Raw genomic sequence first — 13,134 nt, 5'->3', positions numbered from 1 at the left:
AATGACACCTATTGTATTGTGTAAAACTACCTAATTTAACATTCTGATTAATCTATTTTTCCCTATAATTTTATAAAAATTATATTCCCTATATACCCTATCATTTTTTATGCCTTTAATCCCACTTACATAATTACTTTTAAGATATAAACCATCTAATTCATTTTTTATATAAGTTACGATATCATAACCCACTGCAGAATCAAAATCTGGAGACATATTATAAAAATCTAAAAACTCTTTGTTGAAAAGCTTGTTTACTTCATTACATACAACACAAACAGGTGTAACAATGATACTTTTAACAAAATATTCATTAAAGTTTTCATCAAAAACTTTTTTATCTAAAAAATCTGTTCCTACAATCACATGAACTTTATCAGGATACTTCGCATAATATTTAATCAATGGTACACTTATAAATGTGTCACTATAATCCCCTATATAAACAAAGTTACTAACTGTATCATTGTCAATTTCTTCATTGTAGGTTATAAAAAACTGTTTAATATAGTTTTTATCATCATTAATTATTTCAACCGATGAAACATTATCTATTTTACTACTAATAACATAAAAATTATATATTTCATTTAAACTAAGATAGTTATAAATTTCTTGATATTCCTCTTCATAATTCAATGAGAAATCTATGATATCATTATATTTTAAATCACCTAATTTTTTGCTTTCAGTATTAATTACCCACCTACCATTACAATCATCACTAAAATCAGTTTTAATATCCAAATTATTCTGTTTTATATTCAACAGAACCCCTTTTATCACATTATCATTAAAATCGTCTGTTTTAACGCAAATAACTTTATCATCTAAAACATCTACACTGTTTTCTTCTTCAGCAAAGTTTGGATTTTCACCGCCAACTAAATCAGTATTATTTTCAACTTTATCTGTTCCCTTTTTTACATCAATCACTTCTTTAGAATTAACTTCTTTTAAAGAAGAGTTATTATTTATCTCAGCTTTTTTTGAAAAAGTTTTATTATAAATTGTAATTAAGCAGCCATTACCTGTTTGATTAACGGAATATTGTGAACATATAATAGATGAAAGCCCACCCTTATTCTTAAATTTTAATGTTTTTACAAAGATTTTATCTAAATCATTCTTATTTTTACTTTTTATATATATATCAAATAACCATAAATGTCTTGCATATTCAAGAAATTCATCTTTCACTTTATACTTTTCTAAAAGTTCCTTACTTTTATCATACTCTCCAATTTTATAATAATAACCTCCAAGTAACACATACCCATTTTTCCTGTCAGTATCAGAACCATGCTTAATCAATTTTTCGAAAAACTTTTTATCATCCGTATCAGCTTTTTTGGTAATATAATACAATGTAGAATAGCTTTTTATTGATTTATTCTGCAAATTAGGATTAACAGGTGAACAACTAATTAATATTACGATAAAGAATAATATAGCTCCTTTTAAAAGGTTCCTCAACTCTAACATTTTTTATCTCCAATCCCATCTTTTTTATTAATGGCCTTGCTTCTTTTATCTCATCAAAAACTTTTTCCCCTTTATATAAAACATAATATTTTGTTTCACGTGAAACATTTTTAGTCCACTTAAGAATTTTATTAACTGAGGCTACACCTCGTGCAGTAATCATATCAATATTTATACCTTTTAAATTTTCACATCTATCATTTATTAACTCAACATTTTTAATTTTCAAAACACCAATTGCTTCTTTCAAAAAATTTATTTTTTTAGAAATACTCTCTACTAAATATACCTTTTTCTCTGGATAAAGTAAAGCTATTGGAATACCAGGGAAACCTCCTCCAGAACCTATATCCATTAATGTATCGAAACTAAATTTGTTGGTTTTGAAAATATAAAGACTATCTAGATAATGTTTTATATAAAACTCGTCATAATACTTTATCGCTGTCAAATTTATTTTTGCATTTTTATGCAGATCATAAAATATATCTAATTTTTCAATCAGAGTCTCATCACTGAAAAATGATTTAAATATTTCTTTTCCGCTTTTCATCTTCTATATAAATATGAAGTAATGATATTGCTGCAGGTGTAACACCAGGTATTCTTGATGCTTGCCCAAGCGTTTTTGGTTTTATTCTTTCAAATTTCTCTATAAACTCTCTCCTGAGCCCCTTTATTTTTGAAAAATCTAAAGTATCAGGTATTCTAACGTTTTCTATCTTTCTAAACCGTTCAACTTCTTGCATCTGCTTGGCTATATAACCTTCATATTTAACTGAAATTTCTATTTGTTCAGCAACTCTTTCATTTTCAACACCACCCCAAAACTCTTTTATTATTTCATAACTAACTTCTGGCCTGCGTAAAAGCTCTTTTAAAGATACCGGATTATTTATTTTAATATTATACTTAGAAAGTTTATCTTGATTATGTTTATCAGGATTTACTTTGATCTCATCAAGCCTTTTCATCTCTTTTTCAAACATCTCTTTTTCTCTCAAAAATCTTTCATACCTACTTTTTCTAATAAGCCCCAGGTCATACCCTTTCGAAATCAATCTAAACTCTGCATTATCCTCCCTTAGCAGCAGTCTGTATTCACTCCTTGAATGAAAAACCCTGTATGGCTCATCCACCCCTTTAGTTACCAAATCATCTATCATAACCCCAATATAACTCTCATCCCTTCCTAAAATAAACTCTTTATTATCATAAGAAAGGACAGCATTAACAGCAGCAACAAATCCTTGACCAGCAGCTTCCTCATAACCTGTGGTTCCATTAATTTGTCCAGCAAAATACAACCCTTTTATCTTTTTAGTTTCTAGCGTTGGATAAAGATTTGTTGGTTGTACAAAATCATACTCAATTGCATAAGCAGGTCTCACAAACTCGACATTTTCTAACCCTTTTACACTTCTATACATAGCTATCTGAACATCTATAGGCAAAGAAGAGGAAAAACCATTTGCATATATTTCTCTACTATCAAGCCCTTCTGGCTCTAAAAATATCTGATGCCTACTTTTATCTGGAAATTTTTTTACTTTATCTTCGATTGATGGGCAGTATCTTGGTCCTATCCCTTTTATAACACCTGCATATAAAGGTGACCTATGCATATTTTCATTTATGATACTGTGAGTTTTTTCGTTAGTATACGTAATATAACATGATACCTGAGGTAATTTAGGCCCTTTGCTTTCGAAAGAAAACATTTTCGGTTCATTATCTCCTGGCTGTTCTTCTAAAACAGAAAAATTTATAGTGTCTGCATCAAGTCTTGCAGGTGTCCCTGTTTTAAGTCTTTCAAGCGGAAAATACCTTTTTAAAGCCTCAGCAAGATCTACAGAAGCAAACTCATTTGCTCTCCCTGCAGGATACCTTTTATCTCCAATATGTATGAGTCCATTTAAAAATGTACCTGTTGTAAGAATAACTTTATCTGATTTAAAATAAAGCCCGTAATCTACAACAACCCCTTTTACTATATCATTTTCAACAACAATATCAGTAACAACCCCCTGTTTAACATCCAAATTTTCTTGATCCATCAAAACAGAAATCATTCTTTCTCTATACAACTTTTTATCAGCTTGTGCTCTCGAGCTTCTAACCGCAGGCCCCTTCTTTTTATTTAAAACCTTAAACTGTATACCTGTTTCATCTATATTTTTAGCCATTTCTCCGCCAAGAGCGTCCAAATCTTTTACAATATTCCCTTTAGCAAGACCACCAATAGCTGGATTACAACTCATTTGGGCGATAGTTTCTACATAAATTGTTATTAATAAGGTTTTCGCTCCCATTCTGGCAGCAGCTAATGCTGCCTCACAACCTGCATGGCCAGCACCAACAACAATAACATCATAAGTTTTATCATAAATAAGATTCATAATATCTCCTTTGTTTCACGTGAAACATCATTTACCAATACAAAATTTATCAAAAATATTTTTTAAAAGATCTTCCGTATATATCTCACCAGTTAACTCTGAAATTTTATTTAAACAAAAATGTAGATCAACAGCTAAAAGATCTAGTGTTAAAACATTAAAATTCTTTTTAATATCTTGTATATGATTTAGTATCTCCAAAAAAGCATCTCTCTGTCTTTCAGATAAAAGCTGCTTATTGTCTTCATTTACAACTACAATACTTTTTATCTGTTTTTCTAAAATATTTAATAAATCATCTACCCCTTCACCAGTTTTAACCGATATCTCCACATCACAATCAATATCTACCATCTTCTTATCAAGTTTATTTGCTACCTTAATAATATTTTTATCTTTAACAAGATTCATTATTTGTAAGTCATCTTCATCAACACCTTTTTCTAAATCAAATAAAAACAAAACAATATTAGCTTCATTTAGTTTATTTTTAGAAAACTCAATACCTATCACTTCAATTTTATCATTAGAATTTCTAATACCAGCTGTATCTATTAATTTTACATTATAACCCTTAATATTAATCTCTTCTTCCACTACATCCCTTGTTGTCCCAGGGATATCAGAAACAATTACTCTATTCTCTCTTAAAAGATAATTCATCAATGAAGACTTTCCCACATTAGGCTTACCAATAATTGCAATCTTTACACCTTCATTTACATACTTAAATGTTTCAAAAGTAGAAATAAGCTTCTCTAATTTAAAAATTATATTATCCAATCGCTCATAAACATATTTTAATTCAAAATCTGATAAATCCTCTTCAGGGAAATCTATATAAGCTTCAACTACACTTAAAATATCCAAAAGATTCTCCTTTATAAAATCAACTTCTCCTCTCATTCCGCTTCTTAACTTTTCATATGAAGAATAAATGCCGGTAACCGACTTTGAATCAATCAATTCATAGACCGCTTCCGCTTGAATGAGGTCTATTTTCCCATTTAAAAAAGCTTGTTTTGTAAACTCTCCAGGCTCTGCTAATCTAATCCCTAATTTGTATATATTTTTTAATGCTTTCTGCACAATAATTGGATTTCCATGGAACGATATTTCTACAACATTTTCACCAGTATATGAGTTTGGAGAATGAAATGCATAAAAGATAACATCATCTTTAATGTCATCAGCTATAAACTCCCCATGATACACATATTTATGCTTAAAATCGTTTATCTTTTTACCAGAAACATACAAATATTTACTTACGTCAAAAGCTCTTGGACCAGAAACCCTTATAACTATTACAGATGTTCTCATCAGGGGAGTAATTGGAGCTACAATTGTATCCATAATACCTTAAACTAAACCAAGTTTCCTTTCAAAAGAGAAAAGAGTATTATATAACAACATTGCAATTGTCATAGGTCCTACGCCGCCAGGAACAGGGGTAATATAAGAACATTTCTTACTAACATTTTCAAAATCTACATCTCCGCAAACTTTATCCCCTACCTTACAGATGCCAACATCGATTACTACTGCACCATCTTTTACCATATCCTCAGTAATCAACTTATGCTTTCCTACAGCAGTTACAAGAATATCCGCTTTCAATGTCTTCTCTTTTAAGTTTTTTGTATAAATATGGCATGTTTGAACAGTAGCATTCATATTTAACAACATAGAAGCCAAAGGTTTCCCAGTGATATTCCCAGCACCTACAATTACAACATCCTTTCCACAAACATCTATATTGTACTCTTCTAAAAGTTTTATTACACCCAATGGAGTACACGGTGAAAAAAGAGGATTACCTCTTACCAACCTTCCATTATTATATGGGTGAAAACCATCCACATCCTTATTAAAATCTATGGCCTCCAAAATTTCAAACTCATCAATATGAGAAGGAAGAGGTAATTGAACCAATATACCATCAACCATCGGGTTTTCATTTAACATTTTAATAATATATATAAGCTCTTCCTTTGTAACATTTTCATTTAATCTATGATTTATGGAATAAATACCAGCTTCTTCACAAGCTTTTGTTTTCATCTCCACATAAAGTTTACTCGCTGGATTATTCCCAACCAAAATTACAGCAAGTCCAGGAACTTTTCCATGAGTCTTTTTATATTTTAACACCTTCTCCTTAATATCAACTCTAATCTTTTCTGAAACTTTTTTACCATCTATTAATATAGCCATCTTAATCCTCTCTTATTACATCAAAAGATATTATTTCATCGTCAAGACCCATTAATTTCACACCTTGAGTATCTCTCCCTAAAATAGGAATATCAGAAACTGAGAGCCTTATAACCTTTGAAGACTTGGAAATCAGCATCACATCATCCTCCAACTTAACCTGTCTTGCACCAACTATTTCACCAGTTCTTTCTGTAACCTTTGATAATTTTATCCCTTTACCACCTCTTGATTGAATTCTATAATCAGTAATTAAAGAAGATTTACCAAATCCTTTTGTAGTAACGGTTAAAATAAGTGGATCCCCCTTGACCGCTTCCATTGAAACGACCTTATCATCTTTAGTCAACGTTATCCCTTTTACACCAGTAGCATTTCTACCCATATTTCTTACTTCGGAGCTGTTAAACTGAATACATTTACCTTTTCTTGTGGATATAAAGATAGAATCGTTTTTAGAAATTAATGAAGCATCTACTATTTCATCCCCATCTCTAAGCTTTATAGCGATAATTCCACTTCTACCACTACTAAAAGCATCAAGAGATGTCTTTTTAACAATACCTTCTTTAGTACACATAAATATATACCTATCTCTATCAAACTCTTTAGTGGAAATCATCGCTGCAACTTTTTCATCCTTATCTAAGGAGATTAAATTTGCAATATACTTACCCTTTGCGTCTCTAGCAAGCTCTGGCAATTCGTAAACCTTTAAATAATGAATTCTTCCTTTGTTTGTAAAAAACATCAATGTGGAATGGTTTGTAGTTACAAGAATATCCTTTATAAAATCTTCTTTGACATTACCGGCACCTGTTTTCCCTTTTCCACCTCGTTTTTGAGATTTAAAGTTTGATAGTGGAGTACGTTTAATAAACCCTTGATAAGAAAGTGTTACTACAACTTCATCATCAGGAATTAGATCTTCAATATTTATTTCTTCCGAACTATTTACAATTTGTGTTCTTCTTTCATCCCCATATTTATTTTTAATATCAATTAATTCTTCCTTTATAATCCCCATTAAAACTGACTTGTTATTCAAAATAGACTTATAAAATTCAATATTTTTTAATGTTTCTTTATATTCATTTCTAAGTTTTTCAATTTCAAGCCCAGTTAATCTGTGTAGCCTCATATCTAAAATAGCTTGAGCCTGTTTATCTGATAATTCAAACCTATTCATCAGTTTCTCTTTTGCCTCTGCCGCATTTTTAGAACTTTTAATCAGCGCAACAACTTCATCTATATTCTCAACTGCTTTTATCAAACCTTCTAAAATATGCAGTCTATCTTCAGCTTTTTTTAGTAAAAATTTTGTTCTTCTTATAACTACAACTTTTCTATGTTCTAAAAACTGTTCTAATAGATCTCTTAAAGTTAAAGTCTTAGGTTTATTATTTACAATACCCACAAGATTTATACCGTATGCAATTTCCATTTGTGTAAATTTATACAACTGGTTTATTATTATATCTGCATTTTCACCTCTTTTTAACTCTATAACAATACGAATACCATCTCTGTCAGATTCATCTCTTAAATCAACAATCCCATTTATTTTTTTATCTCTTGCTAAATTAGCTATTTTTTCAATTAAATTAGCTTTATTCACCTGATAAGGAAGTTCTGTCACAACTAAGAGTTCTTTACCTGTTGTGGTTATTTCCTTCTTTACCTTTGCCCTTACTTTTATTACGCCTTTACCTGTTTTATATGCTTTTAAAATCTCATCTTTACCGTATATTATGCCGTATGTTGGAAAATCCGGCCCTTTTATAAAATTTAAAATTTCTTCATCTGTATTTGATGGGTTATCTATAATATAAACTAAAGCGTCGATAACTTCTGTTAAATTATGAGGAGGTATATTTGTTGCCATACCAACAGCAATACCACTTGTTCCATTTATAAGCATATTTGGTATTCTAGTAGGAAGTACTACAGGTTCTTTCAAAGAACCGTCATAGTTCGGTGAAAAATCCACAGTATCTTTATCAATATCGGAAAGCATTTCTTCTGCAATTTTGGTCATCCTAACTTCAGTATATCTCATGGCAGCGGCTGAATCACCATCTATGGAACCAAAATTTCCCTGACCATCTACCAATGGATATCTCATTGAAAAATCTTGTGCCATTCTTACCAATGTATCATAAACAGCAGAATCACCGTGAGGGTGATATTTACCTATCACATCCCCTACAATTCTTGCCGATTTTTTATAAGGCTTATTGTGTAAAACACCCATTTCATACATTGCATACAAAACTCTTCTATGAACAGGTTTTAAACCATCCCTTACATCAGGTAGTGCCCTACCTATGATTACACTCATAGCATAATCTAAATAACTATCTTTTAAAGAATCTTCGATATTAACTTCGATAATCCCTTTCTCTTTCATTTATACCTCTTAAATATCTAAATTTTTAACATTTAAAGCATTCTCTTCAATAAATTCACGTCTTGGACCAACAACATCCCCCATTAACAATGAAAATAGCTCATCAGCTGCTTCTGCATCTTCTATTTTAACTTTATACAATACCCGTCTTTCCGGATCAACTGTAGTTTCCCATAATTGCTGAGGGTTCATCTCTCCCAAACCTTTGTATCTTTGAACATAAACCCCTTTTAAACCTATTTCTTCCAAAGATTCCATCATCTCATCATATGTATCAAATACACTTTTCTCACCATCTATTGTTATTTCAAATGGTCTTTTACCAAGCGGCTTTATCTTTAAAAAGTTTCTCTTTAACTCTCTAAATTCTGGAGAATCGATAAGCTCGCTGTTTATTATTACTTTTTCACTCCCTTTTTCGAAAATAATATTATATTTTTCAAACTCTTCATTAAAAGATATATACGATTTGTTGTAAGGCTTTAAAATACCTTTTTCATTAAGCTCATCATATAAAGTTTCCACAAAGGTTTTGTCAGATAAACTATCTTTAGTTAATGAATCAATCTCAGCAAGAGCATTAATTAACTCCCTAGTAAAACCTTTTTTAAGGTATTTAGTCCTTATTTGTATGTAATTTTTTAACCCCTTCAAAATTGTTTTGTAAGAAGTTTTAGAAATATTAGGGAACTCAATATTATCAATAATATTTTTAAAGATAAAATCTTCCATCTCTTTTTCATCGTGTATGTATTTTTCAGTTTTACCTTTTTTTACTTTATATAGTGGTGGCCTTGCAATATACAAATACCCTCTTTCTATAATCTCTCTTAAATATCTGTAGAAAAAAGTTAGTAATAAAGTGGTAATATGAGCCCCATCTACATCTGCATCTGTCATAATTATTATTTTTTTATATCTAATCTTATTAATATCAAAGTTTTTATGGCCAATCCCTGTCCCTAAAGCGGTAATCATCGCTTTTATTTCGTCATTAGATAATATTTTATCAAATCTTGCCTTTTCCACATTAATGATTTTACCTTTTAATGGCAAAATAGCTTGAAATCTTCTGTCCCTACATTGCTTAGCTGAACCACCAGCAGAATCACCCTCAACTATAAAAAGTTCTGCCTTGTCTGGGTCTTTTTCCTGGCAATCAGCTAATTTTCCTGGCAATGTAGATATTTCTAAAGCATTTTTTCTTCTTGTCAGCTCTTTTGCCTTCCTGGCAGCTTCTCTGGCTCTGTATGCCTGCAAAGCCTTATCTAAAATTATTTTTACATAATTTATATTTTTTTCAAAAAAATCGGGTAAAGTGCTGTTCATAACATTTTCAACAGCTGTTTTAGCAGTAGTAGATCCAAGTTTACCTTTAGTCTGACCTTCAAAAATAGGATCATGCAACCTTACAGAAATAACAGCGGATAACCCTTCTCTAATATCATCGCCTGTTAAAGACACCTTTTGCTTTAAAAGATTATTTTTAGCTATAAAATTGTTAAAGATTCTTGTATAAGCGTTTTTGAAACCTGCTTCGTGAGTTCCACCTTCATGTGTATGTATATTATTAACAAAGGATAAAATTTGCTCATTATAACCATCGTTGTAAGTAAACGCTATTTCAACAGATACATCTTCATGAATACCTTTAATAAAAACAGGTTCTTTTAATAAGGTATTTTTTGTTTTATTGAGATATTTCACATAGCTAACTATTCCACCCTCAGCAAAAAATTCCTGTTTTTTGTCAATTCTTTCATCATTAAAAGTTATTTTAACACCGGGGTTTAAATAAGCTAACTCCCTAAATCGTTTTTGTAATACATCATGAGAAAAATCTAAATCTTCAAATATATCTATATCTGGCCTAAATCTTATTTTTGTACCTGTTTTATTTGATTTACCTATCTTTTCAAGCTTCGTTACAGGTTTCCCTTTTTCGTATCTCTGAAAAAAAACACCACCATCCCTTTTTACTGTTACCTCTAAAAACTCGCTTAGTGCATTTACAACAGATATACCAACGCCGTGTAAACCACCAGATGCATAATAAGCACCCTTTTCAAACTTACCACCTGCATGCAAAGTAGTCATTACCACTTCAACGGTTGGTTTTTTCATTGTAGGATGAATACCAACGGGTATACCTCTACCATCATCTTCAATAGTTACGCTGTTGTCTATATGTATGGTTATTGAAATATTTTTACAAAAACCAGCTGAAGCTTCATCTATAGAATTATCTACTACTTCGTATATTAGATGATGAAGACCTCTGTGGTCTACTGAGCCAATATACATACCAGGTCTTTGTCTTACTGCTTCTAAACCTTCTAAAACCTTTATACTTTCTTCATTGTAACTGTTTTTGCTCATTTTACTCCCTTTAAACATATTGTATTTATACCGCTTAAATATTTATTATCTACACCGGTTAATATTAATTGATTGTCTGAAAAAATTTCATAAAAGTTCTTTACTTTACTTTCATCTAACCCAGCTTCAAAGTCATCTAAAAGAATTATTATACCATCTTTTATTATTTCTTCAATAATTTTAAGAAAAGAATATATTATAAAAATCGATAACTCTTTTTTTTGCCCAAAAGATAAGAGATTTTCAATATTTTTGTTTTCAGAAGTTATGTATATTTTTTGTGAATATTGTGTCAGTAGTATCTTTTTTAGTGCTAATTCATTTAAAAAAACGTCTTTAGTTTTGTTTTTTTTTAATTCTATTGAGATTTTTTTTGTAGACTCATAGTCTTTTAATCTCATGTTTAGTTGTTCTAAAAAATTCTTTCTTTTTTTATAAATAAGTTCATAGATTTCGGATAATAGATCATTTATTGTGTTAATCAGTTTTGTATCATTGCTCTCAGTTATTAATTTTCTTTTATGTTTTAAAAGTTTGTTGAATTTAGATAAATTTTCTTTATAAGATTTATCCGCTAATATGACTATTTTGTCTAGAAATGTGAGTTTATTCCTGTTGCTTTTATCTGTTAAACCTTCGTAATATGGTGAATGAACAATTAAAGGAAAATGAGATATTATGTTCAGTAACTTATCTATCTTTTTATTGTTAATTAAATGTAGTTTTTTTTTATCAGAATAGTTAAATGTGAATGTGTAGTTTAATCCATTTTTGATGAAAATACTAGATATGGATAAAAAAGGGCTATTTATGCTTTTTAGTTCCTCTATTTTGCTCGTTCTAAAGCTTTTTCTGTATAATGATGTTACTATCGATTCTAAGATAGTTGTTTTGCCGGAACCATTTTCGCCTATTATATAGTTTCTTTTATGGTCAAATTTAATGCTTAAATGTTCTATATTTCTGACATTCACAATTTTTAGTTCATCTAAAAACATTAAATTCGACGTTCAATTGAAATTGGTGTTAATAAATATTTATACCAGTCTTCATCTGGATAAAAAAGAACTGGATTTTTTCTACCGATCATTTTCATTGTAAAATATTCTGTATTTATGTGGTTCATTACTTCTATTACATGTTTTGTATTTAGTATTATTTCGATTGGTTCACCTTCATAAGTAATGCCTTCAATAGATTCGTACCCTTGGCCATATTCTGTTTCCAAACTGTATATATCGAGCTTATCTGTGTTGAAAGAAAATACTGCAGCATGTGTGATATCGCTTGTAAGAGTTGAAACACGTTTTACAGAGTTTAAAAAGCTTTCTTTGTGGATAGATACTGTAATTTTTGGTTGTATATCAAAAAGTTTGCTTAGGCTTTGTATATATTTTTCGATTAGTTTAGTGTATATTGTTATGTTATTTATTTTGAACAGAGCTTGTTTTTTGTCAGTTTCTATTTCTACATATTCGCTGTAGTCAAGTAGCTTTATTAGTTCGTTTACAGTTTTTTTAGGAACATTTATTGTAAATTCGTCGGAAAATTCTTCATCAAATTTTGATTCAGCAATTGCTATTTTTTGGAAATCTGCTGCAGATAACTCTATTTTGTTTCCAAATACCTTTATGTGTCCCCCTGTATATTCAACTTTTGAGTGATCATTTGAGATACAAAAATTTACTTTTTCTAGCATGGATTTAAAGACGTCCGATTTTAGCCTGATGAAGTATTCTGGTACAATTTCGCTTACTGTTGGAAAATATTCGGGTGATATTGTGGAAAGTGTAAATATTGATTTACCGGATTTAATTACTAATTTTGAACCTGTAAATTCTGCATCTATAATGTTTCCATCAGGTAATTCTTTTAAAATTTCTAAGAGTTTTTTTGCAGGAACGGTTGTTGTCCCAGATTCTATTATTTCGGTTTCAAATTTACCTGTGAAAGCAGTTTGTAAATTGGTTGATTTTATTGTTATTGTATTTCCTTCTGCTTCTATAAATAAGTTTTGAAGTACTGTATTTATATTTTTTGTTGTTGTAAAATTGTTTGCATGTTGAACCAATTCTTGGAGATCGTTTTTTATACATTTGAATTTCATTATATTACTCCTATAAGTATTTATAGTAATAATAGTAATACAGTATTTTGGAAATGTTTACAAGTATAAATTTTTTATATTTTAAAACACGTTAACAAATTTTTTTAATGTGATTAACTTTATTAAAACTGTTT

At 29.9% G+C, this 13,134-nt stretch carries 9 protein-coding genes; all 9 read right to left on the bottom strand.

Annotation, left to right across the window (positions count from 1 at the left end):
- Positions 1-30: 30 nt before the first annotated feature.
- Genes DEFDS_RS00045 through dnaN form a run of 9 tightly spaced genes read right to left on the bottom strand, consistent with a single transcriptional unit; the run spans position 31 to position 13,000 of the window.
- Positions 31-1,488, bottom strand: a complete 1,458-nt coding sequence (locus DEFDS_RS00045; protein WP_013006769.1) for a tetratricopeptide repeat protein — start codon at positions 1,486-1,488, stop codon at positions 31-33.
- Positions 1,427-2,041: a 16S rRNA (guanine(527)-N(7))-methyltransferase RsmG gene (rsmG, locus tag DEFDS_RS00040; protein WP_013006768.1), complete on the bottom strand. Its 615-nt coding sequence runs from the start codon at positions 2,039-2,041 to the stop codon at positions 1,427-1,429. The genes DEFDS_RS00045 and rsmG overlap by 62 nt, the downstream gene beginning before the upstream one ends.
- Complete coding sequence (gene mnmG, locus DEFDS_RS00035; protein WP_013006767.1) at positions 2,016-3,887, bottom strand: tRNA uridine-5-carboxymethylaminomethyl(34) synthesis enzyme MnmG; 1,872 nt, start codon at positions 3,885-3,887, stop codon at positions 2,016-2,018. The genes rsmG and mnmG overlap by 26 nt, the downstream gene beginning before the upstream one ends.
- Positions 3,888-3,914: 27 nt before the next feature.
- Complete coding sequence (mnmE, locus tag DEFDS_RS00030; RefSeq protein WP_013006766.1) at positions 3,915-5,243, bottom strand: tRNA uridine-5-carboxymethylaminomethyl(34) synthesis GTPase MnmE; 1,329 nt, start codon at positions 5,241-5,243, stop codon at positions 3,915-3,917.
- A gap of 6 nt (positions 5,244-5,249) precedes the next feature.
- Positions 5,250-6,104, bottom strand: a complete 855-nt coding sequence (folD, locus tag DEFDS_RS00025; protein WP_013006765.1) for a bifunctional methylenetetrahydrofolate dehydrogenase/methenyltetrahydrofolate cyclohydrolase FolD — start codon at positions 6,102-6,104, stop codon at positions 5,250-5,252.
- Between the two features lies 1 nt (position 6,105).
- Positions 6,106-8,514 carry a DNA gyrase subunit A gene (gene gyrA, locus DEFDS_RS00020; RefSeq protein WP_013006764.1) on the bottom strand — a complete coding sequence of 803 codons (2,409 nt, stop codon included), beginning with the start codon at positions 8,512-8,514 and terminating at the stop codon, positions 6,106-6,108.
- A gap of 9 nt (positions 8,515-8,523) precedes the next feature.
- Positions 8,524-10,911 (bottom strand): DNA topoisomerase (ATP-hydrolyzing) subunit B, encoded by a 2,388-nt coding sequence (gyrB, locus tag DEFDS_RS00015; protein WP_231841019.1) that lies wholly within the window; start codon positions 10,909-10,911, stop codon positions 8,524-8,526.
- Entirely contained in the window at positions 10,890-11,891 is a 1,002-nt protein-coding gene (locus tag DEFDS_RS00010) for an AAA family ATPase (protein WP_013006762.1), read from the bottom strand. Before DEFDS_RS00010 ends, gyrB begins: the two co-directional genes overlap by 22 nt.
- Positions 11,891-13,000: a DNA polymerase III subunit beta gene (gene dnaN, locus DEFDS_RS00005; protein WP_013006761.1), complete on the bottom strand. Its 1,110-nt coding sequence runs from the start codon at positions 12,998-13,000 to the stop codon at positions 11,891-11,893. Before dnaN ends, DEFDS_RS00010 begins: the two co-directional genes overlap by 1 nt.
- Positions 13,001-13,134 lie beyond the last annotated feature (134 nt).

The sequence above is a fragment of the Deferribacter desulfuricans SSM1 genome, from assembly GCF_000010985.1.
GTDB lineage: Bacteria > Chrysiogenota > Deferribacteres > Deferribacterales > Deferribacteraceae > Deferribacter > Deferribacter desulfuricans.
This window is presented reverse-complemented; position numbering and strand designations above follow the sequence as displayed.

What these genes read in the sequence shown, in the direction of transcription:
- gyrA (WP_013006764.1), bottom strand. Translation starts at nt 8,514, where the DNA reads ATGAAAGAGAAAGGGATTATCGAAGTTAATATCGAAGATTCTTTAAAA.
- rsmG (WP_013006768.1), bottom strand. Translation starts at nt 2,041, where the DNA reads ATGAAAAGCGGAAAAGAAATATTTAAATCATTTTTCAGTGATGAGACT.
- DEFDS_RS00045 (WP_013006769.1), bottom strand. Translation starts at nt 1,488, where the DNA reads ATGTTAGAGTTGAGGAACCTTTTAAAAGGAGCTATATTATTCTTTATC.
- gyrB (WP_231841019.1), bottom strand. Translation starts at nt 10,911, where the DNA reads ATGTTTAAAGGGAGTAAAATGAGCAAAAACAGTTACAATGAAGAAAGT.
- dnaN (WP_013006761.1), bottom strand. Translation starts at nt 13,000, where the DNA reads ATGAAATTCAAATGTATAAAAAACGATCTCCAAGAATTGGTTCAACAT.
- mnmG (WP_013006767.1), bottom strand. Translation starts at nt 3,887, where the DNA reads ATGAATCTTATTTATGATAAAACTTATGATGTTATTGTTGTTGGTGCT.
- DEFDS_RS00010 (WP_013006762.1), bottom strand. Translation starts at nt 11,891, where the DNA reads ATGTTTTTAGATGAACTAAAAATTGTGAATGTCAGAAATATAGAACAT.
- folD (WP_013006765.1), bottom strand. Translation starts at nt 6,104, where the DNA reads ATGGCTATATTAATAGATGGTAAAAAAGTTTCAGAAAAGATTAGAGTT.
- mnmE (WP_013006766.1), bottom strand. Translation starts at nt 5,243, where the DNA reads ATGGATACAATTGTAGCTCCAATTACTCCCCTGATGAGAACATCTGTA.